This window comes from Dactylosporangium sp. CA-139114, from assembly GCF_050955725.1.
In the GTDB taxonomy this organism is placed as follows: Bacteria; Actinomycetota; Actinomycetes; order Mycobacteriales; family Micromonosporaceae; genus Dactylosporangium.
This window is the reverse complement of the sequence record NZ_CP192080.1, coordinates 3519956-3544034: the sequence shown is the minus strand read 5'-3', so window position 1 is coordinate 3544034 and position 24079 is coordinate 3519956. Positions and strand designations below refer to the sequence as shown.

Genomic DNA, 24079 nt, shown 5'->3' with positions numbered 1-24079 from the left:
GCCTGGTTCAGGTGCTGTCGCTCGGCGCGGCAAGCCGTGCAGACCAGCGTTCCTCCACACGACCCAGCTTCCAGACCGCGATCGCGACGACCCACGCGGCAACGAACAGCCCGACGATGGCGTAGCCGGCGTAGTCGAGCGGGATGTCGGCGATCGCCGCCAGGGGCCCGGAGGTGATGCCGGCCTGCTCGGCGAGGACCCCGATGAGTTCGATCGTGCCGATGATGAGCGCGACGGCGACGGAGATCGACGTGATGGTGATGTTGTAGAAGACCTTCCGGACGGGTTTGGCGAAGGCCCAGCCGTAGGCGGCGTTCATGAAGACGCCGTCGATGGTGTCCATGAGGCACATCCCGGCGGCGAAGAGGATCGGCAGCACGAGGATGGCGTAGAAGGGCAGGTTGAACGCGGCCGCCCCGCCGGCCAGGACGAGGAGGCCGACTTCGGTGGCGGTGTCGAAGCCGAGGCCGAAGAGCACGCCGATCGGGTAGATGTGCCAGGGCTTGCGGACGGATTTGGTGAGGCCGCCGAGGATGCGGTTCATGAAGCCGCGCTTGTTGAGTTGGTCCTCGAGGGCCTGCTCGTCGTAGTCCCCGGCGCGCATGCGGCGGAAGACGCGGATGATGCCCAGCAGGACGACGAGGTTGAGGATGCCGAGTATCCACAGGAACAGCCCGGACACGGAGGCGCCGATGACGCCGGTGACCGAGTGGAGTTCGGAGTCGTCGTTCTCGACCTGCCCGGCGAGGGTCTTGACGCCGACGGAGAGCAGGAACGCGAGCGCGAAGACGATGGTGGAGTGGCCGAGGGAGAACCAGAACCCGACGGACAGCGGCTTGCGGGTGCCGGGGATGCCGGTGTTGTCGGCCATGAGTTTGCGGGTGGTGTTGTCGACGGCGGCGATGTGGTCGGCGTCGAACGCGTGCCGCAGGCCGAAGGTGTAGGCGAGCAGGCCGACGCCGACCGTGAAGACCGGGTGGTCGCCGCCGAGAGCGAAGTGCTCCGGGGCGACGAGGCCGAAGAGCACGCCGAAGCCGATGACGTGCAGCAGGACGATGAACGCGGTCATGCCGCCGAGGGAGCGCCAGTCGGCGCGGGTGAGGCTGCGCCGGAACCGGGTGAGCCCGGACCCGTCGACGGCCATGGTGTCGGGGGAACCCATGGGCACCTTCTTTGAAGACGAGGAGCGAACGCGAGCAGCCGACCACTGCCGCACTGTTGCAACTTACTGGCAAATGCTTCACAGTGGCAGTGGTGAAGCGAGACGATCGCGGCCGGCTCCGGGTCGAGGTGCTGATCGTGGGGGCCGCGCGACGGGGTGGTGTACTACCGGCCAGTCGACGGCGAGCTGCCCGCGGGCGTGCATCCGGACACGGCGGCCGCGGCGTTGGCGGCTTCGCTCGTGGACGCTCGGCCGGTGGCCGTGCCGGTCGGGCAGGGCGGCGCCCAATGCGATGGTCCTCAGCCTGTCTGGGCGCCGCCACCCTTGACGATTCTGCACTCCACCTCGTGGCGCTACACCGACGAGGCCGTGGTGCTCACCTACGTGGCGGTCTTCGACGCCGTACCGGCACCGGATGCAGTCCCGCTCGGGCCGCACGGCATCGCCCGCTCCGGTGACCCGGCTGCGCCGAGCCCGCCGGTGGTCTGCCGCGACGCCGTCGCCACGCATGCGCTGCGGCATCTGGCCTGGTTACGCCGCACCGACGAGGTCCTGGCCACCGCGCTCGCCGGGCTTCCCGAGCTGTGGCGGGCGCTCGGCGGGTATCTGCCCGGCCTGGCCGGCGAACTACCGCCGGTCGCGCCGGCCCAGGTGTCGGGCTAGCCGACTGCGGCAAGGTGGACCGCGGCCACGGCGACCAGACCGGCCCCGAAGACGGTGATGCCGCCCGCGGCGAGGACCGGCGTGACCCGACCGGCCAGCCGCAGGGCCGTGCGCGACCGGGCGCTGCGGGTGATGAAGGTACGGCCGGCGACGGCGAGGACACCCACGGTGAACAGCACGACGGCCATCCCGACGCCGAACGTCAGGACCAGCAGCAGCGCAAACCCGCCCCGACCGAGGAACAGGCCGGTGGCGAGGACAAGGAACGCGCCCGGGGACGGGGTCAGGCCGCCGGAGATGCCGAGCAGCAGCAGCCCGGGCCGTTTCGCTGGCCCGTGATCGTGATCATGCCCGTGGTCACGGTCGTGGCTGTGGTCGTGCGGATGACCGTGCGAGTGCAGATGGGCATGGTGGTGATGGTGGTCGTGTTCGTGGCCGCGTAGGTGGCGGCGCAGCATCCATATGCCGGTGGCGAGGACGAGGACGCCGGCGGCGATCTGCAGCCAGGTGGTGAGCTGTTCCATCCGCACCAGGCTGGACAGTGACAGGAATGTCCAGGCCACGCCGATGACGAGGACCGAGAGGGTGTGCATGACGGCGACGGAGCCGCCGAGCCAGGCGGCGTCGCGGATCCGGCCGCGGGACCCGGCCAGGTAGGCCGCAGCGAGGGTCTTGCCGTGCCCGGGCGTCACGGCGTGCCCGGCGCCGGCCAGGAACGCGACCGCGAACGCGAGGGGGGTGATGCCGGGTGTGTGGATGAGGTCCTGGAGCCGGTCCGACAGGGACGCGGCCCAGGCGGTGAGCCCGTTCATGCCGTCACCTGCCGGCGGCGCATCCGGCGCGCGACGACGACCACCGCGGCCGCGGCGAGCAGCAGCCCGCTGAGCACGGCCGCGAGTTGCACAGCAGCGCTGCGGCCCAGTCCGGCGCCGTCTGCTGGTGGTGCCCCGACCAGCGTCCAGGCGTGGGTGTCGGTAGCCCCTTGGTAGACCGCGCGCTGGCCGCCCGGTCCGGTGGCCAGGGTCTTGTAGGCCGGGTTCAGGTCGGTGAGCATCCGCACCGCGACGGTGGCGGTGGCGACCGGCCCGGGACAGGTGTAGTCGGTGGTCGCGCCCTTCAGCTGCAGGAAGTCGATCGGCTGGGCGACCGCGCCGGGGCACGGCGCCGAGCCGTCGGTGACGGTGATGCGCTGCAGGAGGTAGCCGGTGAACCGGTCGGACGCGGCGATGACGGCCGGATCTGCGGCCTGCACGTCGACGGTGCCGTCGGATTGCACCCGGTTCGCGGGCAGCAGCCCGAGGGAAACGCCGAGCAGCGTGAGGTCGTCCGGGCCGCCGACCCGCCACCGGACGTGGACGACGTCGGGCCGCTGCGCGTCGAGCGTCACCACCACCGTTTGCGGGTCGCCGAACGGGTGCGCCGCGGCCGGGCCGGCCGGCAGCAGCACAGCCCCGGCGACGAGCACGGCGACGGCCGCCGCGAACGGGCGAATGCCGATGCGTAACACGGCAGTGAGTCTGTCGACCGGCCCGCACCTGCGCAGGGTGCGGCCGGTGATCGGCAACAGTCGGCCGCGTGAACAGTGCACGGCCGGATCTGGACGGGCTAGCCGGCCGGCGGCGCGGCCGGGGCGTGTTCGATGAGCAGGGTGAGCTCCTGGACGAGGTCGTCCATGGACTGGCCGGTCTGCGCGCGGACCAGGCCGAGGGCGAGCTCCGCGAGGAGGCAGAACGCGCGGGCCTGGTCGGCGGGCGTGGCGAAAGCGGCGAGGAGGGCCTCGGCGCCGCCAAGGTCACCGCGCGCTCGTGCGGCGATGACCCCGGCGGCGCGCTGGACCGCCTCGGCCGTGCGGGCCGGCGACGGTACGCTCATCCGGCTACACGGCCGGCGCCGCGGTCGCGGCCGCGTACCGGGCCTGCACGTCGGCCCAGTTGACCAGGTTCCACAGCCGGTCGACGTAGTCCGGGCGGACGTTCTTGTACTGCAGGTAGTACGCGTGCTCCCACGCGTCGAACACCAGCAGCGGCGTGGAACCCTGCCCGACATTGCCGTGATGGTCGTACACCTGCTCGACCAGCAGCCGCCGGCCGAGCGGCTCCCAGGACAGCACGCCCCAGCCGGAGCCCTGCACCAGCTTCGTCGCCGAGGACAGCTGCCCGGCGAACGCGTCGAACGAGCCGAAATGCTCGTCGATCGCGGCGGCAAGGTCGCCGTCGGGGCGGTCGCCGCCGTCGGGTGACAGGTTGTTCCAGAAGATCGAGTGCAGGACGTGCCCGGACAGGTTGAACGCCAGGGTCTTCTCCAGCCCGACCAGGCGGCCGAAGTCGCCCTTCTCGCGCAGCTCGGCGAGCTGGTCGAGGGCGTCGTTGGAGCCCTTCACATAGGCGGCGTGATGCTTGTCGTGATGCAGCTCCAGGATCTGCCCGGACATGGCGGGCTCGAGAGCGCCGTAGTCGTAGGGCAGATCTGGCAGCGTGTAGACGGCCATGCGCAGTCCTTCCGAGGGTTCTGCAACTCTGTGGTTTCTGCCACCATATTGCAATAAGGTTCCAGCCGTGCATGACGGGAGGGTGATGCGGACCGCTGACGAACGCATCGCCGCCGCGCTGACCGTCATCCGCACCGCCGGCGGCCGGGTGACCAGCGCCCGCGGTGCGGTCCTGCGCGTCCTGGCTGCCGCAGCCCACCTCAGCGCTGCTGGCGTCCACGCCCGGCTCGCCGCCGGCGGGTTGCCGGCCGATCTGTCCACCGTGCATCGGGTCCTCAACGCGCTCACCGACGTCGGCGTGGTCCACGTCGTGCCGGTCGGCGGCACGCTCACCTATGGGCTCGCCGACCGGCCACACCACCACACCGTCTGCCGCCGCTGCGGCACCGTCCGCCAGCTCCCACCGCCAGCCGTCGCAGCCGTGATCGAGGCCGCCACCGCCAGCGGGACGTTCACCACCGACCTCGAGGGACACGACGGTGGCGTCGTCGTCTACGGCGCCTGCACCACCTGCCCGGACGGACCCGCCCGTTGACCACCGCGCCGTCCCGGCTCGCACGCCATCTGATCCCGACGTCGGGGCCGACCCGGCTGCTGGCCGCCGCAAACCTGGTCTTCACCCTCGGCAGCGGCATGTACCTCACCGCCGGCGTGCTGTACTTCACCGAGGCCGCCCATCTGCCCGCCGGCCATGTTGGACTCGGACTCGTCATCGCCGGGCTCGTCTCCCTCGGGCTGGGCATCGCCGTCGGGCACCTCGCCGACCGGCGCGGCGCCCGCGGCGTATACGCCTGGGCGTTACTCGTGCAGGCATCCGCGACCGCCGGGTTCGTGTTCGCGCACGACTTCTGGCCGTTCGTCGCCGCAGTGAGCGTCGCGACCGGCGCGAAGGCCGCAGGCGTCGCCGCGCGCAGCCCGCTGATCCGCCGCCACGGCGGCGAACGGCCCCAGCAGTTCCGGGCCTACCTGCGCGCCGTGACCAACGTCGGCGTCTCGATCGGCGCCCTGTTCGCCGGGTGGGCCGTCCAGGTCGGCACCGCCGCCGCCTATAACGTCATGGTGTGGGCGACCGCGGCCCTGACCGCAGCCTCAGCGTCCTTCCTGGTCTTCCTCCCGCCGACCGCGGTCTCCACCACAGCCAGGCCGCGGTGGATCGCCCTGCGCGACCGGCCCTACCTGCTCCTCACCGCACTCGACGGCATCATGGCCATCCAGTTCAAGGTCCTCACCGTCGCCATCCCGCTCTGGCTCGTCACCGACACCGCAGCCCCACGCTGGCTGATCTCGGCGACGATGCTCACCGGCACCCTCATGGTCATCGCGCTGCAAGTCCGGGCCAGCCGCAACGTCACCTCGCTCCCAGCAGGCGCCGCCGCATACCGCCGGGCCGGGTTCGCATTCCTGACCGCCTGCTGCCTCGTGTCGCTGACCACCGGCATCCCCGGCTGGGCAGCCGCCACGATACTGATCGCAGCAGTCGTCGTACACACCATCGGCGAGCTCTGGCACGCCGCAGCCGGGTTCGAAGTCTCCTTCGCGCTCGCGCCCGAGCACGCCACCGGCCAGTACCTCGGCGTCTTCGGCCTCGGCGCCGGGCTCGCCGAAGCCTTCGGACCGGGCCTGCTGATCTGGCTGTGCGTCGAATGGGGCCGCCCCGGCTGGTACATCGCCGGGGCGATGTTCGCCGTCACCGGAGCGGCGGTGCCCCCGGCCGTCCGCTACGCCCAGCGCCGCCACGACCCAGAACTGCACCAGGTCACCAGCGCGGGCACAGGTGCATCGGCGGCATGCTCACGGACATGAACGACAATCTGCGAGTAACTCCCCAATTCCAGGAGTCCGAACGCGATTGTCAGAGGAATCTGCAGATTTCCACGATCGTCGAACCTCCCCCGGACGGCCCTATGCACCAACGCTTGTGACACCTGATTCGCCGCTTCCATCCGCACGGAACCCATCGAATCTCCAGTTGCATCCGAGCGATCATTCGGACCGCGGGAACCGATCTGGCCGTGCATTCGCGGGGCGGACACGACATCACGAACGGATTCCCGGAGGTCCGGGAAGTCGTCTTCGCGCTGCGCGGCCGGCGCGTGGTGCTCGACGGCGAGCTCGTCGCCGTCGACCCGGCCACGTCGCTGCCGTCCTTCGCCCGGCTGCAGCGCCGCGTGCACGTCGGCTCGCCCCGCCCGGCCCTGCTGGCCGCCGTCCCGGTCCGGCTCGTCGTCTTCGACGTGCTGCACCTCGACGGGCACCCGACGATCCAACTGCCGTACCACGAGCGGCGGGCACTGCTTGAGCAACTCGGCCTCGACGGGGACCGGGTGTGGGTCCCGCCCGTGTTCGACGACGCCGTCCATGCTCTCGACATGGCCCGTCGCGGCTTCGAAGGGATCGTGGCCAAGGCCAACGACGGGCGCTATCTGCCCGGTCGGCGCTCGCCGAGCTGGCGCAAGCACGTCTTCGTTAGCAGCTGCGACGCGCGGGTCGTCGGGTTCCGGCCCGGCACCGGCCGCCGCGGCGGCGTGATCGGCGCGTTGCTGCTCGCCGCCGAAACGTCCGACGGTCGGTTGCGCTACATCGGCAGCGTCGGCAGTGGCCTGTCCAACGGCGAGCTGCGGCACCTCGTTCAGCTGCTCGGCCCGCTGCGCCGCGCTACCCCCACCGTCATCGACGTGCCCCGCGCCGAGGCCGCCGCCGCAACTTGGGTGGAGCCGGTCGTCACCGCCGAGATCGCGTTCAAGACCACCACCGACGACGGCCGACTCCGGCATCCGGTCTGGCGCGGCGTCCGCACCGACCTCACCGTTCCCGGCCCGCGCCAGCACCCGGCCGGCCGGCTGCCGGCCCCACTCGAGGTGATCGGCGCGATGAGCACGCCCGACGGCGCCTGGCGCATCGAGGTGATCCGCCAGGCACATCGCGGATGGTGCCGGCTCGTGCACTGCGCCGACGTTGTCGACGACCTTGACATGGATCAGGCCCTGCAGCTGCTCACCGTCGCCGGCGTCGATGTGGCAACACTGTCAGAGATCGGCACCACAGCCGCCTGACCACACCGATCCGGGCCGACCATCCGGCGCTGGCCTCTAGGGCTGCCGCGGCCGAACCGTGCAGCCAGCCCCACGGACTCGGTCGCGGCTGTCGATGCCGCGGCTGCCCGAGCCAGCCGACTCGGTATCACCAGATGTTCCTCGCCAACCAGCCAACCCTCCAGCCGGAGTGGCAGCGGGCGAGCGCCCCGCCCAGCCGCTGCGACGATCTACCATCGACCATGCAGGGAGGTGGCGATGAACGCCGGACGCTTCGACGGTGACCTCCAGCCCTGGAGCACCGACCAGGGCGCGGAGTACGACCGCGCCATCGGTGCGCTGCGTGCCCTCGCCGCGGCCTACAACGCCCGGATCGCCAGAGCCGAACCGTCCGACGACATCACCCAGCTCCGCGGCGCACGAGCCCAGATCGTTGCGCAGCAACGCAACCTCGCCCCCGGCGACCACGCCGCGATCGCCCGGATCCTCGCCGACAGTCCGGCGCTGCTGCGCGACCTGCGGTCCGCGCCGCTATGACCGCCGACCTCGATCGCGACCGCTACGTGCTGCCGCTCGACGAGGCCGAACGGATCTTCACCGACGACATCGTTTCCGACCGGCTCACCGGTACCCCGCAGCAGCTGCCGGTCGCGGTGTTCGTCGTCGGCCAGCCCGGCGCCGGGAAATCCGTCGCGCAAGCCGCCGTCCTCGCCCAGCTCGGACGTACCGACGCCGTCGCGATCGACGTCGACGACCTGCGCACCTACCACCCCCGCTACGAGCAACTGTCGCTCGCCGACGACCGCACCGCCGCCGCCTACACCCAACGCGACGCCCAACGCTGGCTGCGCATGTCCATCGCCGAAGCCACCAGCCGCCGCTACGACATCGTGCTGTCCACCACCTTCGCCGACCCCGGCCACGCCGAAGCCCTCATCAACCGCTTCCGCGCCCTCGCCTACACACCGCAGGTGGCCATCCTCGCCGTCCACGAGCTCCACAGCCGCCTCGGCGTCCTGGACCGCTACCAGGCCGACCGGGCCCTACTCGGCTACGGCCGCTACACCCCGCCCGACTACCAGCGCACCGCCTACACCGGCCTGCTCGCCACCGCCGACCGGATTGACCAGCACCGCCTGGCCGACGTCGTCCACGTGTATCAGCGCAACGGCCACGAGCTCTACCGCAACCAGCTCATCGACGGCCTATGGCAGCAACCACCAGCCACCCGTACGGCCGTCGAGCAGGGCCGCGCCGCCAGCCTCGCCAGCACTGGCACGACCGACCTGTTCACTCGTGCCGCGGCACTCGCCCCGACCCTCCCCGACGAGTTACGCCCCGACCTCGCCCAACTGCTCGCCGACGCCACGGCCGCAACCCTGCGCGACGTACGGCAGCTCGCCGACACGATCGCCACGAGGGCGGACCACTCCAGCGGCCCGGCTCTCGGCACAACCCTCCCAGCGCCGCAGGCCGGCAGCCGAAGCCACCACCACAGCGACCCGGCACACCTGCACGACCGCTTCGCTCCGGGCGAACCATCGAGTGCCGTCCACGCCGACGAACACGAACTCGGTTACTGACACCACCGCCCGGCCGATCGCGCGCGTTCGCGTCGCTGTCTGCCAGCAACGCCGTCAGGGTGGGCCGTACGTCAACCATCCCGCGTCGCCGTAGGGCCAGCTGAACCGTACGCATGGCGGGCTGTGTCGGTGGCTTCGCGGGAGGCATGGGCACGGTCGGTGCACACCCGTCGGCCGTGCACGGCTGGCTCGCGGTGCGGTGGCCGGTCACGGTCCCGCCCGGTCTGGCCGTCGTCAAGCCGGCCGGACCGGCCAGCGTCGTGCGCGCACTGCTGCGGTGGCCGGCTTGACACCGGCTGCGCCCGGACGGGCCTTGCGTGCCGTCCCCGCCCCGGCGAGCCGCTGAGCACGGCGCCGGGGCCCCGCACTGCATTGTGGAGGTCCGGCACGCATGATCATCGATGAGAATGTGCGCAACGTGCTCGCCGCGCTGTCCTGGTTCGTCGGCTACGCCCCGCCGCCGGATGCTGCGGGCGTGCTGCAGGCGCATGACCTTCCCGTTACCGCCTGGGCATTTCCCGAGAACCAGCCGTTCCCGATCGGCGACGCCTCGAGCGTGGGCGACCTGGCCGCGTTCGGCCAGGCGCTGCGCGACCGCGCCGAGCAGACCGGACTGCACCTGCTGGTCCGGGGTGATCAGGGCTGGCCGGCCGGGACCGGCTGCGATGTGCTGCCGTGCCTGTGGGTGCGGGGTGACCCGCAGGTCGCCCGGCTGGTGCAGCGGGCCGTCACGCTGACCGGGAGCTCCGCGCCCAGCGAGTACGGGCTGTTCGTCGCCGAGCAGCTCACGACCGGCCTCGCGGCCGCCGGGTGGACCGCGGTGACCGGTGTGCGGCTCGGCGCGGACTACGCGGTCACCTCCGCGCTGCGCACAGCGGCCGTCGTCCGGCCGGTCCTGGTCAGCGGTGCCGGTCTCGACGGCGACCTGCCCTACGTCTACGAGCGCATCGCGGACACGGCAGCCCGCCGCGGGGCCCTGATCAGTCCGTTCCCGCCCGGCTGCCCGCCCAGCGACGCCCGCTCGGCGGTCGTCGCCTCGCTGCTGGGCACATTGACCGCCGCGACAGTGGTGGTCGAGGCCCGCCGCGGCGACCCCGTCCTGGCCTGTGCCGCAGCCGCGGCCGCATCCGGGCGGCCGGTGTGTGCGGTGCCCGGGCACGTCGGGTCGATGCTGTCGGCCGGTTGCCACGACCTGCTCGCCGCCGGCGCGGCGCATCTGGTCACCGATGCCGCGTCGGTGCTGGCCGCGCTCACCGCGCCGAGTCCCGGCCGCCCGGCCGGCTTCGACAGCGGCGAGCTGTACCGGGTCTCCGGTACGGCCGGATGGGACGACGGGTGGTGGCACGCCAAGACCGTCCCGCCGTTCTACGTGGCCTCCGACTCCCACCACAACGCCGCCGACCAGGCGTTCCAGGTGCTGTTCACCGCGCCGAAGCCCGGCGCGACCCTCACCGCCGGCGTGTACGGCCCGGACGGCACCTACCAGGCCGTCGAGGTCTCCACCACCACCTGACCCTGGCCGCCTCCGCCCACCGCGGCGAAGCGAAGCCCGACCAGATGCGGATCGCTGCGGTACGGCCGACCGGTCGTACCGCAGCCCTCGCCGGCCGGGCAGCTGCCCGCAGCGCGGCGGCCCGCGCCGCCACCACCGCCCGTCTAGGGCACACGCCCTCGTCGATTCACGACCAAGGACACCACCATGACCATGAACGCTGGCGGGCCGTTCCCCGCCGACCAGCACATCATCACCGGATGGGGCGTCACCTGGCCGCCGCAGCTGCCCGCTGGGCCGAATGCTCCGCTGCCACTGGAGCCGAGGTCACCAACCACAACGTGCCCGACGGCGTCGTACGCCGCAGTGCCGCCCGGCTCACCCCGGCCGGCCGCGCGTTGCTGCACGCGGCACTTGACACGGGCACGGTGACCGTCCGCACGGCAACGCGCATCGTTCGGCTGGCGTGGACGATCGCCGACCTCGCCGGCCACGATCATCCGGACCGCGACGACATCGCCGAAGCCGCGGCGCTGGCGATGCCGGAGCACGGCTGACAGCAGCGTCGGCAGACCCGCCGCAGCACGGAGTGCTGGATTCGCAGGTGTCACCAGACCGTGTCTGTCCGGTATGCCGCGAGACGTGGCGACGGGCCCGCGGGCGCGGCCGTTGCGTGCCGTGCTGCCCTGCCGCGCTTGTACCGTCCCGGGCCTCGCCCGGCAAGGCACGCCGGCCAGCCACGCATCGGCATCACGGCAGCGGCGCACGCGTGGCTGGTCACAGCGATGGCCGACGGCCTTGCCGGGCCACGGCCTGCCGGGCCGGTGCGCGCATCGGGTCAGCACGGCCCGGCCCGGCGCGATCACCGCGGGACCGGCCGCCCCGTGCCGAGCGGCCCATGGACGCCACGTCGCCAGCCGCTCGCGCATCTGTCGTTGCGAAGGAGTGTTCCGTCGATGTCAGTTTCCACACCGCAGGTCTTGCGCGGCCCGGAAGACCTCTTGGGCATGGTGCCCTACCTGGTCGGCTACCACCCCGCCGACAGCATCGTCGTGCTGTACGTGCAGTCGGGCAGCCGGGTCCGGGCGGTCCACATCTTGTCGCTGGCCGCCCCGGTCGCGCGCGCCGTCGACGAGGTCCGCGACGCCGCCCGGCGGGCGGGGGCCGAGTACGTCCTGGTCGTCGGGTACGGGCCGCTGCCGGCCGCGAGCACCGTCACGGCGCTCATCGCGGGTATCACCGCATCGGTGCCGGTCGGCTACTCGTGCTTCGTCGCCGACGGCCGCTACTACTGCCTGAAGCCCGGCTGCGGCTGCGCGGCGGTCACCGGGATCCCGTTCGACCCGCGAGCCACCGCGGTTGCCGCTGCCGCTGCCGTACGCGGCGAGGTGGCCCTGCCCTCCCGTGAGGACCTGCTGGCGCTGACCGCACCCGATCCCGCGGCCCACATCGCGGTGCGCACGGCGATCCGCCGCACGCTGCGGCAGGCGCTGGCCGACGACACGCGGCCCGCTCCTACGGACACCGACCTGCGCCACGACGAGTTGCTGGACCTGGCCCGGGCGGACCGGCGCCTCACCGACGCTCAGGTGGCCCGCCTCGCGGTGCTGCTCGACGACTGCACGGTGCACCGCGCGGCCTGGTACGCCACCGATCAGCAGATGTGGCAGCGCAACCTGTGGCTGGATCTCACCCGCCGCGTTCCGGACCGCTACGTCGCCGTGCCGGCCGCGCTGGCGGCGTGGTGCGCCTGGCGGCGCGGCGAAGCCCACCTCGCCTTCGCCGCCGCCCAGCGGTCCCTCCAAGCCGACCCGGGCAACCGGCTGGCCGCCATGATCTGCACCGCGATCCACGCGAAACTGCCCCCGAACGTCGTGGCCGAATGGCCGCCCGCCGCCGGCGACGACCACCTGCTCTCCTCGGTGGGATAGCGCCCTGCATGCGCTCGCGGGCCCGGCCGCCACGGTGGCCGGGCCCGGTCGGGCCGCATCCGACGGCGGATGCGGCGCCGATGCGCACCGGCGATGCCGGCTCCCCGGCCTGCCGAGCGCGGCACCCATCTCGCCACCCCACACCGGCCGCCGTCGGCGCCGGCCGCCGCTTCGCTCGTGTGTCGCGCCGGACCCCGACCCGGTGACGCAGCCGAGCGGCCAATCGGCCACAGGCGAGCCGCAGCGCACCACCAACCCATGCCAGCCGTCGATCAGCGCCAACGTTGATGAGGGAGCGCCCGATCATGACCAACACTTCCAAGCCGCAACTGCGCAGCCCGCACGACGTGCTGGGCACCGTGCCGTATCTGCTCGGCTATCACCCCTCCGACAGCATCGTGACCCTCTACGTGGCATCGTCCGGGCGGGTGCTGGCGTGCACCAACGTCGCCCTGCACGTTCCGACATCCGACGCCGTCGACAAGATCCGCGACGTCGCCAGCCGCACGGACGCCGAACTCGTGTTCATCGTCGGCTACGGTCCGCTGACCGAGGCATGCGCCGTCACCGCGGTCGCCGACCAGGTGGACCGGCACGTCCCGGTCGGGGTGACCTGGCTGGTGTCCGCCGGCTACTACCACTGTCTGGTCCGCGGCTGTGACTGCGGCGCGCTGGGCGGCATCCCGTTCGACCCCCGGGCGACCGAGGTCGCCGCGTACGCCACCGTCCGCGGCGAGGTGGCCTTGCCGTTTCGTGACGACCTGCTGGCCCTGGTCGAGCCAGACCCCGCCGCGCAGGCCGCCGTCGACGAAGCCATCCAGCGCCGGCCCAGCCGTCACAGCTGGACCGCGGCCGACCTCAACGAGCTGCTGGAACGGGCGATGCTCGACCAGCGCCTCACCGACGACGAGGCCGCCCGTATGGCGATGCTGTTGCAGCACATCCCGCTGCGCGACGCCGCCTGGGAAGCCACCAGCCGGGAAATGTGGCAGCGGAATCTCTGGTTGGACCTGACCCGGCGGCTGCCGGAACGGTATGTGCCGGCGCCCGCCGCGCTGGCGGCATGGTGCGCGTGGATGCGCGGCGAGAACCCGCTCGCGCTCGCCGCGGCCCGCCGCGCCGGCCGCGCGAACCCGTCGTACTCGATGCTGCAGCTGGTCGTCACGTCGATCCTGTCCAAGATTCCCCCCACGCAGCTCGTCCCGGTGTGGCCGATGCCCCGCGAGCCGCACGACGCCGATCAGGCGTGACCCTGCTGCACCAGCCGGTGCCCGGGCTGCTGGACGTTCCCATGCCGTCCCGGCGAACCCGCCGGGTCTGATCCAACCGATATTCGCACCCCCTTGCTGGCGGCCGGACCCGCCATCCGTCGCAGGCCCAGCCGCGACGGAGGGCCGGGGATCACCCTCATGATCCTCAATCGGCCGCCGGCAGGGGCATGCTGGAAGCGAGGAACCACGATGGCATCACGCACCTTGCCGAGCCTGACACCGACCCTGCCGCCCCGTGACGAGCGGGGAACGTTCGTCGTCATCGCCGGATCGTCGTACATCGCCTACGCCGTCCACGGCGAACCCGCGCGTCTGGCCCGCCGCACACTCAACCCGGACGGGTCCCGGACCCTGCACCACGTAGGTGCCCCGTTCGCCCGGCTCAACCTCGCCGTCGACGGCGGCCGGTGGCGAGCCGACCACGAGGCCTACGCCGACACCGCCGAGCACGAGTGCCGCCGCTGCGGCACCCCCATCATCCTCATCGGCGACGCCTGAATGTCCGTGGACTACACGACGACCGCCGGCGGGCTCAGCATCTGCCCGCCGAACCCCGACGCGGCACAGGTCGGCGTCCACCAGCCCCGACGGCGCCGCTGCTCATGACCAGCCAGACCACACCGCCTGGCGCGGATGACGCACCGCAGCCGACGCACGAGCTGGCAGCGCACGCCCGCACCCAGGCCACCGATGCCGACCACGCCCCCGTACCGGCCGCCGGCCCTCCATCAGCGCCGCGCACCTTCCGGGTGATCGCCACCGTCACCGTGCACGCCGCCTTCGACCTGCGCGACCCGTTCGCCCGCTACGGGGTATTCCAGGCCCTCGTCGAACAACTCGCCGCGACGCCGGTGCACATCGACACGCCCGACGGGCACGCAACCGCACAGGTGCGGCTCGTCACGGCGGTGTCCTGACCCGTCGCGGCTGTCCGGTCCTGTGGCCGGCGATCATCGCCGGCCCGGGCCGGCATGTTGAGCCCGGCCCCGCGCGGGGGCGGTTCGGTCGCGGCAGTGGGGCCGTCGCCGCCCTGCCGCGCTTCTACCGTCCCCGCCCTTGCCCGGCAAGGCGCGCCGGCACGCCGCCGGGCGCACACCACGAGCCCGCAGGCGTCACATCCGACCGTTCGGCGGACCGGCCGGCCACGGCTGGCTGCGCTCGTGGGGACGGTCCGCGCCTCGGGTCAGCGCGACCCACCGGCGCGACCAAGCCTGGGCCACCCATTGCACTGCCCGCCGACCGGCCGGCTCGGCGTCGCCGCCCGCCGGGCCTCATCCAAGGAGCACCCGTACATGCACAACGCAACCAGGCCGCTGCGGCTGCGCAGCCGCGAGGACTTCCTGGGCATGCTGCCCTACCTGCTGCAGTACCACCCGTCCGACAGCGTCGTCATCGTCCATCTCACCGCCTCGGGCCGGGTGGTCACCTACGCCGACGTCGCACTGGACACGCCGCCTGCCGTCGTCGCCGACAGCGTCCAGCAGGCGCTCGCCCATACACGGACCGCCACAGTCATGATCATCGGGTATGGGCCGGTGACCGCCGCCAATGACGTCGCCGCGATCGCCGAAGTTCTCGACCGGTACGTGCTGGTCGGCGCCGTCGGCATCGTCTGCGGCGACGCGTTCTACTGCCTCACGGCCGGCTGCCGCTGCGACGCGGTCACCGGAGTCCCGTTCGCCCCCCGCTCGACCGCGATCGCGGCCGCGGCGACGGTCCGCGGCGACGTGGCGTTGCCGTCGCGCGCCGGCCTGCTGGCCCTGGCCGAGCCCGACCCCGCCGCCCAGGCCGGTGTCGCGGCAGCCATCGCCCGGATCCCGGTCGGCGATCACCCGACCCGCGCCGAGCTCGACGCGCTGCTCGAACAGGCGATGCTCGACCGGCGGCTCACCGACGACGAGGCAGCCCGCATGGCCTGGCTGCTGCAGCAGGTACCGCTGCGTGACGCGGCCTGGCACGTGACCAGCCACCAGATGTGGCAGCGCAACCTGTGGCTAGACCTGACCCGCCGTGTACCCGACGCCTACGTGAGCGCCCCGGCCGCGCTCGCGGCGTGGTGTGCCTGGATGCGCGGCGAGACCACCCTCGCCCTGGCCGCGGCCCGCCGCGCCGCCACGGTCAACCTGAACAACCCGATGCTGCGGATCATCGTCGCCTCGATTCGGGCGAACATCCCCGCGGACCAGGTGGTCCCGGTGTGGCGGCTGCCCGACGCGTCGCGCAGCGGACGCCCGGCATGACCCGCCCTGCGAACCCGCCCCGCCGCCACGGCGGTGCGATCGCTCAAGCTGCCGACTCCCCGGCCGGCTTCGGCGGCGCCGTCGTGCTGGCCACCGCCGACGACACCATCCGGACCCGGATCCGCCGGTGCGCCGCCGAGACCGGCGTCTACCTGGCCGACTATCACGACATCGGCCCCGTCCGGCACGGACAGCACACAGCGCTGCTGCTGCTCGGCGCCGACCTGGCCGCCACGGCCGCCAGCCACGCCTCATCGCCGGCCAGCCGGACCGTGGTCATCGCGGCGCGCCGGGCCGACGACGACGTGTTCGCCACTGCGGCAGCGCTGCACGCCACCCTGATCTCCATGCGCTCGGGCGACGTCGCGTGGCTGAACGACCAGCTGCGGACGGCCGCGGCTGCCGTCCTCGACAGACTGACCGGTGCCGGGTTCCGGATCGGATACACCGACCACGACCTCGGCCGCCGCTTCGGTCACCTACCCGCCATCGAGGTGAGCCGGTGGCGCCAGCACGAACGGCAGGCCGTCCATGTCAGCCTCGAAGCCATCGCCCGCGACGCAGCAACGGCCGGGCAATCGTCCACAGTGGAACGGAGCAACTACCGGACGCTGCGCCGACGCTACCCCGACCTGTGGACAGATCTTCGCTCCGCCGATGGCACCGCGCTGGGGGCATTCGTCACCGACCTGCCACCTGATGTCGTCGACGTGCTCTGCAGGCTGCGCCAGGACCACCCCGTGCTCGACGAGGCCGACCTCGCCGACCTCGAGCGGCGCGACGTGCGGGCATCGTGGCGGCAGACGGCCCGCGTCGACGTGTACCGGATGCTCGGCGGCACCAGCCGACAGGTGTGTGACGGCCTCGACAGCCGCACCGTTGACCGGCTGTGGTGGGCCGTCGTCGGCGGCACCGGCGCCTGGCCCGACCACGACGGCCACCAGGTCCACTGGGACTACCGCCGCCTCGTTCCGGCATTCGCCGCCGCACTGATGTCCGCCCGCCGACATACCCGCCTGCCGAACCGCCAGTACACGATCAACCAGGTCGGCCCACGCGGACGCGGGCGAGCCCGATGGCAGGTCATCTGCACCGGGTCGGTCGTCGCGGTGACGGCCGACCGCCACGCGGCCTGTTTCGCCGCCTGGATCCATCACCGCTCGACCAGGCCGCGGACAACGCGCGACCCCGCGCGCACCCCGGCACCGTCGTAGCCCGCGGCCGCGCCGAAACACACAGCACCGACGCGACCCGGCTGCTGGCCGTAGCCGGCGGGCCGACGTGCTGCGGCACAGGGCGCCCCGTCCGGGCCCGCCCAAGCAGGCCCTGCCGCGCGTACCGCCGCAGCAACCCTCGTTGTCACCGTCACCACCGATCCGGCGGCGGCCTTCCGGTCCAAGCCGCCGGCTGAGGTCGCCGCCGGCCTGCCGTCGAATCTCAGCATCCCAGCGTCCAGCACGCGCATCCACCGCGGCGGGCTGCGCATCTGCCGGCGCCGCTGCTGCTTGCGGGCGCGCTGCACGCCGCTCGGCCGCCACTGGCACGCCCAGACGTAGCCGCCCTGCCGGGCAGCGGCCTGTTGCCGGACGCCCCCGTCGGCATCTGCCCAAAGCAGCCCAACGCCGAACCTGCGCACGGCCAGCGACCCATCAGCCTCCGCCGCCCCGGCTTGCCCCCGGCATCCCTCCCATCGCTCCAGCCAGACCAGCGGAAAGGAACCCGCATCATGCCCAGCAGATCGCCCGTCCGCCGGCGCTCCCACGCCACCACGGTCACGCCCCCCTCCGGCAACGCCGAGTTCCGCGTCGACCCAGCCGCCCGTGACCGCCTCGTGGACCGGCTCGTCGCTGACGCGCTACGCAACGGCGGCACCCCGACGCCGGACCGCAGCAGCGAAGGCTACGTGCGCACCCCACAGGACCTGGCCGACGAGCTGTGCAACGTGCCCTACACCGATCTGCGGTTCCTGCCCGCCGGCGCGCGGGTGTTGGAACCGTCCGCTGGCGACGGCGCGCTTGTCGCGGCGATCCTGCGCGCCAACCCGCGCGTGCGGGTGGTCGCGATCGAGCCGAACCCGGTCCGGGCCGCGGTCTGCGCGGCCAGCCACCCGGGACCCGACTCGCCGGTGGAACTGCACCAGTCCACGTTCGAGCAGTACGCGGCCAGCGCCGCCACGCAGCGCACCGTGTTCGACGCCATCGTGATGAACCCGCCGTTCGCGCTGCCCGACTCGCCGAACCTGTGGTTCGAGCACCTGCGGCCGGCCTGGCACCTGCTGCGTCGCGGTGGCTGGCTCGTCGCTGTCGTGCCGGCCAGCCTCGCCTACCGCGGCGATACGCTGCACCGCGACGCCCGGCTGTTCATCGACCACCATGGCAGCCACGAACCGCTGCCCGGCGACGCGTTCGCCGAGTCCGGGTCCGACTTCGCGTGCCGCGTCGTGCGGCTGACCAAGCCGATGCGCACCGACGCACCCGAATACCTGCTGACGGTGCCGCAACAGCCGCCAGTGTCGGTCGACACGCCCCAGTTCACCGCCGCGGCGGCCGTGTCGATGCCGGTGCAGGTGCGCTACGACAGCTGGACCGGGCGGGACCGCGTCCTGCGCTACGAGGGCCGATGCGCGCAGTGCCGGTGGCTGTTGTGGGGCTTCGACGACGGCGACAACGACCCCCGCGGTGTGCTCGGCCCATTCAGCGCGGGGTACAGCCTCGACCCGGGCGAGTGCGGGCTGGCCGGGCCCGAGATCGGGCTGTGCCCCGGCTGCGCCAGCACCGGCGAGCGCTACCGCTCCGCCTACCGGCGCGCCCGCCAGCACTGGAGCACCCCGAAACCGTAGCGACCTGCCAGAGCTGATCCCGGCCTGCGGTGCCGGCCGGGTGCGGTTGCTGGCCGCCGATCCTGGCCGACCACGGCTGGTCCCGCAAGACCCACCCGGTCACCCGCCGCCGGGCGTGCAGCCACGGCGGCGGGTGGGTCCTGACGGGCCGGCGCCGATCGGCCGGCCCGGGCGGATCGGGCCAGCACCACCCATCGGCCGCGCACCGCGCGGCACGGGCGGTGACCAACATTTTCGGCTCCCCGTTTTGGAGGAAGCATCGTGAGCACAGCAGTCCTGCCCGCCCCGCCGCTGGACAACACCGACGTCGACGCGCCGCCCACCGCCGACCTGCTCGAGATCGGCGAGCCGTCCGAGGACGGCGCCGACATCGAGGAATTCGAGCCGACGGAGGACCTGGAGCAGACCGAGGACGGCCCGGCCGGCGAGGAAACCCGTGACGCCGCCTCCGTCCTGCCGAAGCTCGTCGCGGAGTACCTCGACGCGCGTGAACTGCTCGACGACCCCAACAACCTGCGCAAGAACCTGCGCGAAAGCCTCGGTCTCACCCCGGAGCCACTGTCCGACGACCCCGACTTCGACGAACTGCGCACGCTCGTCGACGGCGACCTGGAGCAGCTGCCGGCCGGTGTGCGGCAGCTGGCCGAGCTCAAGGCGTCGATCGAGGAGGTCGGCGTGCTACAGCCGCTGGTGGTGATCCCGGCACCCGGCCGCGACGGCGCCTGGCAGATCGTCATCGGCCACCGCCGCAAGTACGCGTCGATCCTGGTCAAGAAGTTCCAGGTGCCGTGCCTGCTGGCCACCGACTATGACGAGGCGAAGCGGATCGTGGCCCAGCTGGTGGAGAACGTCCACCGCGTCGGCCTCACCGCCTCCGAGGAGGCGGAAGCCTTCGAGCAGCTCACGCTGCTGGCCTGGTCGACGGAGCGGATCGCCAAGCTGCGCGGTGTGCCGGAGAAGACGGTGGTGCACACGCTCAAGCTGCGCAAGCTGCCCGCGGCCGTGACCGCCAAAGTCGACGCCGGCCAGCTCACCCTGGCCGAGGCGGCCGATCTGGAGCAGCTCGCCGACGACCCGAAGGCCACGGAGCGGGTACTCATGGCTGAGTCGGGCTGGAAGTTCCGCCAGGCGCTGGCCGGCGAGCTGGCCAGGCGCGCGGCCGACCGGGCCAAGGAACTGGCCAAGGCGCAGCTGGTGGTCGACGGGGTGAAGGTCACCGCCAAACCGGCCGGGTTTGGCTACACCGGCACCGCCGTCGACGCCCGGCACCTCGTCGACGGCGACGGCAAGCGGATCGACCCGCAGGTGGCGCGGACCTTGCCGGGGTTCGCCGCGTTCGTGGAGAAGGTCGGCAACGCCGCCAACACGGTGGTGTACTGCACGGACCCGGACGCCTACGGCTACAAGAAGGTGGAGCGCACGTACGGCCGGCAGCTGTCGGACGAGGAACTCGCCGAGAAGCTGGAGCGTGAGCGCGTCCACGCCGAGTACATCGCCGCGCTCGAGGTCGCCAAGGGCGTACGCCGGGAGTTCATCACGACCACCTACGGGCCGGCGAAGGCGGCGAAGCGGCTGTTCGTCGCCGCGCTGCGCCAGGCCGTGACCGGAGCGCGGCGCATCACGCTCGGCGACATCGACGGGCTCTACGGCGCGCTGGGCGGGGTCGGCGACGACGTGCTGGCCACCGCCGGTGAGGACCGGCTGCGCCGGTGCCTGGTCGCGAAGTGGATCTGTGGCCAGGAGCGCAACGTCGCACTGGCCGCCAGGGACGGCGCGTGGGGCTTGGACCGTGCGGCGATCACGGAGTGGTACGCACAGCTCGTCGCCGACGGCTACCCCCTCGCCGAGGCCGAGACCACGCTGCTGGAGTCCCTCACCCAGGAGGAGGACCCCGACGACGAAGACGAAGACGACGACCCGGACGCCGAGGGCATCGACGACGTCGGCGGCGGGGCGGACGACGAGGGCGAGGACGGCGACGGCTCCACGGCCGACGAGGACGAGGACCTCGCCGACGCCGCCGGCGACATCGCACTGGAGATGACCGCCGCCAGCTCCGGCGAGCCGGACGTCCCGGACGAGGCAACCAACCTCGACACCGTCGCCGGCGAAGGTGCCGCCCAGCCCATCCCGGCAGACCTCGACGACGGCCTCGACGAACGGGGCGGAGAGCTGGCGGGCGCGGCGCTGATCGGCGTCGGCTGACCGCCGATTCGCTGCCGACCGGCGACGGCGGGAGCACCTGCACACAGCAGGAGCTCCCGCCGTCGCTGCGTCTTCGCGGAGCCTCACATGACTCTCACGCTGACTGACCTGTTCTGTGGTGCTGGCGGCTCGTCCTCGGGTGCGGAGCTGGTGCACGGGGTGCTGACCGTGATGGCCGCCAACCACTGGCAGCGCGCCATCGACACCCATCAGCACAACCTGCCGCACGCCGGCCACGACTGCGCCGACATCTCCCAGGTCGACCCTCGCCGCTACCCGGCCACCGACCTGCTGTGGGCGTCTCCGGAATGCACGAACCATTCCCAGGCCAAAGGTATCCGGGCGGCCGACCGCATCCCCGACCTGTTCGGCCAGCCCCTGCCCGCCGACGCCGCCGAGCGCTCCCGGGCCACCATGTGGGACGCCGTGCGGTTCGTGGAGGCCAAACTCCTCGCTGGCCGGCCCTACCTGGGCTTCGTCGTGGAAAACGTCGTCGAGGTCGTCAAATGGCTGCCCTACCGGGCGTGGCGCATCGCCCTGGAAGACCTCGGCTACTGCCTGCACACCGTCTACCTCAACTCGATGTTCGCGCTGGCCGGCGGGCCCGGCGCACCGCAGTCGAGGGATCGCTGGTACACGATTGGGCACCTGGCAAGCCTCGGCCGTTGCCCGGACCTGCGCCGCTGGACCCGCCCGGACGCCACCTGCGAACGGTGCGGGATCACCCAGAAGCCGATCCAGGCATGGAAGCACCCCGACCGGCCCTGGGGCCGCTACGGCAGCCACGGCCAGTACGTGTGGGCCTGCCCCACACCCGACTGCCGCGGCCACCGCGTCTACCCGCAGGTGCTGCCCGCCGCGGCAGCCATCGACTGGAGCCTGACCGGCACCCGCATCGCCGACCGCACCACCCCGCTGGCGGCCAAGACGATGGCCCGCATCGAGGCCGGGCTCACCCGTTACGCCCGGCCGCTCATGGTGCCCACCGGCGGCACCTGGCGCACCACCGCCACACCGGTGGACAGCCCGATGGCCACCCGCACCACCCGCGAGAACGACGCTGTGGCCATCCCGCCAATCCCCGGCCAGCAATCACTGGGCGTGGCGGTTCCGCCGCTGGTGGTCGGCCTCGAGGGGCGCGCCACCGTCGCGCACGTCCGGCCGGTCGACCGGCCGCTGCGCGCGCAGACCGGCCGCCACCAGGACGCCCTCGTGATCCCGATGCGCAACCACGGCGTCGCCCGCCCGGCCAGCAGCGCTGCCCTGCCGACGGTCACCGCCGCCGGCAACCACCACGGCCTGCTCACCTGGCCCGAGTTGCTCGTCCCGTACTACGGCACCGGCGTGGCCCGGCCCACCGGCCACCCGATGGGCACACTGTCCACAGTAGACCGGTACGGGGTGCTCGCCGGCGGTGCGGCGGCGTCGCTGTCACCGCTGGACTGCTTCTTCCGGATGCTCGCCCTGCACGAGATCCAACTCGGGATGGCGTTCGCACCCGAGTACGTCATCCTCGGCACCCGCCGCGAACAGGTCCGCCAGGCCGGCAACGCGGTCACCCCACCGGCCGCCCGGGACCTCATCGCCGCGCTCGTCGAAACCATCACCGGCCAGCCCCCGCAGATCCACGACCACACCCGCGACCTCGTTGGAGCGACCGCATGACCAGCACCGCATCCGACGACCCGCAGGACGGGCGTCATCCCGACACCTGCATCGTCGACGAGCTCACCGCCTACCTCAACAGCACCACCGACCCGTCCGGCGCCGACGTCGTCTCACTGCTGTCCCAGCTCATCACCGGCAGCGGCCGTCCACTGCTCAACGAGACCTGGGACTTCACCGCCGACGTGAGCGAGGACCGGCACGGGCTGCTCACCGGCACCGTCACCGCCGGGCCCTACACCATCCGCGTCACGCAGCCGACCACCGGCATCGGCGACCTGCACGTCGCCATCACCAGCGCCGCCACCGACACCGACCGCGACGACTGGGGCCTCGCGGTCACCGTCGACGACCGGCCCGTCCTCGACCCAATGACTTGCACCTGGCGCAGCACCGTCCCACCCGACCTCCAACTCACCGAGGAGACCCGCCGATGACCCGCAGCACCCAGACCGACGCGTGGCGGCTGATCCGCGCCTGCGCCGACGTCACCGCCGGCCGGCTGACCGGCCGCTGCCTGCGCGCCGTCTACCCGGCGCCGATCCCACCCGGCGCTCTCGCCCCGGACGCCGCCCGCCAGCTGCACGACAGCATCTACCGCACCGGCGACACACCGGCCGGGCCGGACAGCATCTGGTACGTCGTGTCCAGCGACGCCACCCCGGTCGCCTGGCTCACCCGGAACGCCACCGTCATCACCCCACCGGCCGACCGGACCAGCTACCAGCTGGACCACCAGACCAAGGCCGTCGCAGCACTGTCCCAGCTCACCCGCCGCGCGCTGCAGGAACTCGCCGTGCTACGCGACGTGCGCGAGGGACGCGTCCACGACCAGTCGCCCTACCCGGTCCCCAGCCCGCTGGACCCGTTCGACACGCGCGTGCTGGCCGCCCACCCGGCCGACCCGACGCTGACGTTCTGGACGCCCATCGGCGCCGACCTGGACACCTCCCGCACGCACCTCGCCAAGCTCACCGGCGTACCCGCCGGAGTCGAGCCGCTCATCGTGGACACCTTCGGCTACGGCGACTACGGCCGTCACCGCGAGGTGTTCGACCTGCCGGTGCTGTGCACGATCGAACGGCTCGCCGCGCAGCAGCACCTGCCGGCCGACGTAATCGGCGACTGGCTCGACCTCGCCGGCGCTTCCCGCGGCAACCCCACCCCGGAGCAGATCGAGGCCGCGTTCGCCGACGCCTTCGCCGGGATCCACGACACCCGCCGCGGCTTCGCCGGAACCGAACGCGACCGGCGCGGGTGGACCGCCGCCCTGGACGCCGCCGGGATCCCAGCCAGCCTCTTCCACCTCGACGCGTTCACCAACCACCTGTTCGGCGCCGACGCGCACGAGGTCCGCCTCCACGACGGCCGCATCGCCGTCTTCCGCCGGCCCTGACCCAGCCTCCACCAGCCGTCCACAAACCTGTTCGCTTCGACACCGGCCGACGTTCGGCGAGTCCCGGACCGGCTGTGACCGATCACATCCCCGGTTGGCCCAGCGCCGCACC

The 24079-nt window shown here is 72.6% G+C and carries 25 protein-coding genes; 20 read left to right on the top strand and 5 right to left on the bottom strand.

The genetic code is table 11. The annotated features are described in order from the left end of the window. Positions 1-7 precede the first annotated feature (7 nt). Entirely contained in the window at positions 8-1162 is a 1155-nt protein-coding gene (locus ACQP2P_RS16075; protein ID WP_433616867.1) for a HoxN/HupN/NixA family nickel/cobalt transporter, read from the bottom strand. Positions 1163-1486: 324 nt separating this feature from the next. Here ACQP2P_RS16075 and ACQP2P_RS16070 point away from each other — a divergent pair, with 324 nt between their 5' ends. Further along, entirely contained in the window at positions 1487-1825 is a 339-nt protein-coding gene (locus tag ACQP2P_RS16070; RefSeq protein WP_433616865.1) for a hypothetical protein, read from the top strand. Here ACQP2P_RS16070 and ACQP2P_RS16065 read toward each other — a convergent pair. The 4 genes from ACQP2P_RS16065 to ACQP2P_RS16050 form a co-directional block, all read right to left on the bottom strand. Next, positions 1822-2637 (bottom strand): cobalt transporter, encoded by an 816-nt coding sequence (locus tag ACQP2P_RS16065; protein ID WP_433616863.1) that lies wholly within the window; start codon positions 2635-2637, stop codon positions 1822-1824. The genes ACQP2P_RS16070 and ACQP2P_RS16065 overlap by 4 nt on opposite strands. Further along, complete coding sequence (locus ACQP2P_RS16060; RefSeq protein WP_433616861.1) at positions 2634-3332, bottom strand: hypothetical protein; 699 nt, start codon at positions 3330-3332, stop codon at positions 2634-2636. The genes ACQP2P_RS16065 and ACQP2P_RS16060 overlap by 4 nt, the downstream gene beginning before the upstream one ends. A gap of 98 nt (positions 3333-3430) precedes the next feature. Further along, a complete protein-coding gene (locus ACQP2P_RS16055; RefSeq protein WP_433616859.1) occupies positions 3431-3697 on the bottom strand; it encodes a superoxide dismutase in 267 nt (88 codons plus the stop codon). Between the two features lie 4 nt (positions 3698-3701). Further along, positions 3702-4313 carry a superoxide dismutase gene (locus ACQP2P_RS16050; RefSeq protein ID WP_433616858.1) on the bottom strand — a complete coding sequence of 204 codons (612 nt, stop codon included), beginning with the start codon at positions 4311-4313 and terminating at the stop codon, positions 3702-3704. A 67-nt stretch (positions 4314-4380) separates the two neighbouring features. Between ACQP2P_RS16050 and ACQP2P_RS16045 the strand changes: the two genes are divergently transcribed. The 19 genes from ACQP2P_RS16045 (at position 4381) to ACQP2P_RS15955 (ending at position 23967) form a co-directional block, all read left to right on the top strand. After that, on the top strand, positions 4381-4848 hold the full coding sequence (locus ACQP2P_RS16045) for a transcriptional repressor (protein WP_433616856.1): 468 nt from the start codon (positions 4381-4383) through the stop codon (positions 4846-4848). Next, entirely contained in the window at positions 4845-6116 is a 1272-nt protein-coding gene (locus ACQP2P_RS16040) for an MFS transporter (protein WP_433616855.1), read from the top strand. Before ACQP2P_RS16045 ends, ACQP2P_RS16040 begins: the two co-directional genes overlap by 4 nt. Positions 6117-6325: 209 nt before the next feature. Beyond that, positions 6326-7366: a non-homologous end-joining DNA ligase gene (locus ACQP2P_RS16035; RefSeq protein WP_433616853.1), complete on the top strand. Its 1041-nt coding sequence runs from the start codon at positions 6326-6328 to the stop codon at positions 7364-7366. A 237-nt stretch (positions 7367-7603) separates the two neighbouring features. Then, positions 7604-7882, top strand: a complete 279-nt coding sequence (locus ACQP2P_RS16030) for a hypothetical protein (protein WP_433616851.1) — start codon at positions 7604-7606, stop codon at positions 7880-7882. Continuing rightward, a complete protein-coding gene (locus ACQP2P_RS16025) occupies positions 7879-8928 on the top strand; it encodes a zeta toxin family protein (RefSeq protein WP_433616850.1) in 1050 nt (349 codons plus the stop codon). The genes ACQP2P_RS16030 and ACQP2P_RS16025 overlap by 4 nt, the downstream gene beginning before the upstream one ends. A 146-nt stretch (positions 8929-9074) precedes the next feature. Beyond that, positions 9075-9218, top strand: coding sequence for a hypothetical protein (locus ACQP2P_RS16020; protein ID WP_433616849.1), 144 nt, complete (start codon positions 9075-9077; stop codon positions 9216-9218). Between the two features lie 101 nt (positions 9219-9319). Further along, positions 9320-10441: a DNA-processing protein DprA gene (locus ACQP2P_RS16015; RefSeq protein ID WP_433616848.1), complete on the top strand. Its 1122-nt coding sequence runs from the start codon at positions 9320-9322 to the stop codon at positions 10439-10441. Positions 10442-10485: 44 nt separating this feature from the next. Beyond that, complete coding sequence (locus ACQP2P_RS16010) at positions 10486-10977, top strand: hypothetical protein (RefSeq protein WP_433616846.1); 492 nt, start codon at positions 10486-10488, stop codon at positions 10975-10977. A gap of 399 nt (positions 10978-11376) precedes the next feature. Beyond that, the gene (locus ACQP2P_RS16005) at positions 11377-12351 is read left to right on the top strand and encodes a DUF4192 domain-containing protein (protein ID WP_433616844.1); all 975 of its coding nucleotides are present in this window, start codon (positions 11377-11379) and stop codon (positions 12349-12351) included. 305 nt (positions 12352-12656) lie between these two features. After that, positions 12657-13601 carry a DUF4192 domain-containing protein gene (locus tag ACQP2P_RS16000; protein WP_433616842.1) on the top strand — a complete coding sequence of 315 codons (945 nt, stop codon included), beginning with the start codon at positions 12657-12659 and terminating at the stop codon, positions 13599-13601. Positions 13602-13811: 210 nt separating this feature from the next. Continuing rightward, positions 13812-14120 (top strand): hypothetical protein, encoded by a 309-nt coding sequence (locus ACQP2P_RS15995; RefSeq protein WP_433616840.1) that lies wholly within the window; start codon positions 13812-13814, stop codon positions 14118-14120. 104 nt (positions 14121-14224) lie between these two features. Next, a complete protein-coding gene (locus ACQP2P_RS15990) occupies positions 14225-14539 on the top strand; it encodes a hypothetical protein (RefSeq protein WP_433616839.1) in 315 nt (104 codons plus the stop codon). 375 nt (positions 14540-14914) lie between these two features. Further along, positions 14915-15862, top strand: a complete 948-nt coding sequence (locus ACQP2P_RS15985; protein ID WP_433616837.1) for a DUF4192 domain-containing protein — start codon at positions 14915-14917, stop codon at positions 15860-15862. Beyond that, positions 15859-17076 (top strand): hypothetical protein, encoded by a 1218-nt coding sequence (locus tag ACQP2P_RS15980; protein WP_433616835.1) that lies wholly within the window; start codon positions 15859-15861, stop codon positions 17074-17076. Before ACQP2P_RS15985 ends, ACQP2P_RS15980 begins: the two co-directional genes overlap by 4 nt. A gap of 512 nt (positions 17077-17588) precedes the next feature. Beyond that, positions 17589-18701 carry a class I SAM-dependent methyltransferase gene (locus ACQP2P_RS15975; RefSeq protein ID WP_433616834.1) on the top strand — a complete coding sequence of 371 codons (1113 nt, stop codon included), beginning with the start codon at positions 17589-17591 and terminating at the stop codon, positions 18699-18701. A gap of 261 nt (positions 18702-18962) precedes the next feature. Beyond that, complete coding sequence (locus ACQP2P_RS15970) at positions 18963-20906, top strand: ParB/RepB/Spo0J family partition protein (RefSeq protein WP_433616833.1); 1944 nt, start codon at positions 18963-18965, stop codon at positions 20904-20906. 87 nt (positions 20907-20993) lie between these two features. After that, positions 20994-22571, top strand: coding sequence for a DNA cytosine methyltransferase (locus ACQP2P_RS15965; protein WP_433616831.1), 1578 nt, complete (start codon positions 20994-20996; stop codon positions 22569-22571). Continuing rightward, positions 22568-23008: a hypothetical protein gene (locus ACQP2P_RS15960; protein ID WP_433616830.1), complete on the top strand. Its 441-nt coding sequence runs from the start codon at positions 22568-22570 to the stop codon at positions 23006-23008. Before ACQP2P_RS15965 ends, ACQP2P_RS15960 begins: the two co-directional genes overlap by 4 nt. Continuing rightward, positions 23005-23967: a hypothetical protein gene (locus ACQP2P_RS15955; RefSeq protein ID WP_433616829.1), complete on the top strand. Its 963-nt coding sequence runs from the start codon at positions 23005-23007 to the stop codon at positions 23965-23967. The genes ACQP2P_RS15960 and ACQP2P_RS15955 overlap by 4 nt, the downstream gene beginning before the upstream one ends. Positions 23968-24079 lie beyond the last annotated feature (112 nt).

Coding starts and splice junctions, on each gene's coding strand:
- ACQP2P_RS16075 (WP_433616867.1), bottom strand. CDS start 1,162: ATGGGTTCCCCCGACACCATGGCCGTCGACGGGTCCGGGCTCACCCGG.
- ACQP2P_RS16065 (WP_433616863.1), bottom strand. CDS start 2,637: ATGAACGGGCTCACCGCCTGGGCCGCGTCCCTGTCGGACCGGCTCCAG.
- ACQP2P_RS16055 (WP_433616859.1), bottom strand. CDS start 3,697: ATGAGCGTACCGTCGCCGGCCCGCACGGCCGAGGCGGTCCAGCGCGCC.
- ACQP2P_RS16050 (WP_433616858.1), bottom strand. CDS start 4,313: ATGGCCGTCTACACGCTGCCAGATCTGCCCTACGACTACGGCGCTCTC.
- ACQP2P_RS16030 (WP_433616851.1), top strand. CDS start 7,604: ATGAACGCCGGACGCTTCGACGGTGACCTCCAGCCCTGGAGCACCGAC.
- ACQP2P_RS16025 (WP_433616850.1), top strand. CDS start 7,879: ATGACCGCCGACCTCGATCGCGACCGCTACGTGCTGCCGCTCGACGAG.
- ACQP2P_RS16020 (WP_433616849.1), top strand. CDS start 9,075: ATGGGCACGGTCGGTGCACACCCGTCGGCCGTGCACGGCTGGCTCGCG.
- ACQP2P_RS16015 (WP_433616848.1), top strand. CDS start 9,320: ATGATCATCGATGAGAATGTGCGCAACGTGCTCGCCGCGCTGTCCTGG.
- ACQP2P_RS16010 (WP_433616846.1), top strand. CDS start 10,486: ATGCGGATCGCTGCGGTACGGCCGACCGGTCGTACCGCAGCCCTCGCC.
- ACQP2P_RS16005 (WP_433616844.1), top strand. CDS start 11,377: ATGTCAGTTTCCACACCGCAGGTCTTGCGCGGCCCGGAAGACCTCTTG.
- ACQP2P_RS16000 (WP_433616842.1), top strand. CDS start 12,657: ATGACCAACACTTCCAAGCCGCAACTGCGCAGCCCGCACGACGTGCTG.
- ACQP2P_RS15995 (WP_433616840.1), top strand. CDS start 13,812: ATGGCATCACGCACCTTGCCGAGCCTGACACCGACCCTGCCGCCCCGT.
- ACQP2P_RS15990 (WP_433616839.1), top strand. CDS start 14,225: ATGACCAGCCAGACCACACCGCCTGGCGCGGATGACGCACCGCAGCCG.
- ACQP2P_RS15985 (WP_433616837.1), top strand. CDS start 14,915: ATGCACAACGCAACCAGGCCGCTGCGGCTGCGCAGCCGCGAGGACTTC.
- ACQP2P_RS15980 (WP_433616835.1), top strand. CDS start 15,859: ATGACCCGCCCTGCGAACCCGCCCCGCCGCCACGGCGGTGCGATCGCT.
- ACQP2P_RS15975 (WP_433616834.1), top strand. CDS start 17,589: ATGCCCAGCAGATCGCCCGTCCGCCGGCGCTCCCACGCCACCACGGTC.
- ACQP2P_RS15965 (WP_433616831.1), top strand. CDS start 20,994: ATGACTCTCACGCTGACTGACCTGTTCTGTGGTGCTGGCGGCTCGTCC.
- ACQP2P_RS15960 (WP_433616830.1), top strand. CDS start 22,568: ATGACCAGCACCGCATCCGACGACCCGCAGGACGGGCGTCATCCCGAC.
- ACQP2P_RS15955 (WP_433616829.1), top strand. CDS start 23,005: ATGACCCGCAGCACCCAGACCGACGCGTGGCGGCTGATCCGCGCCTGC.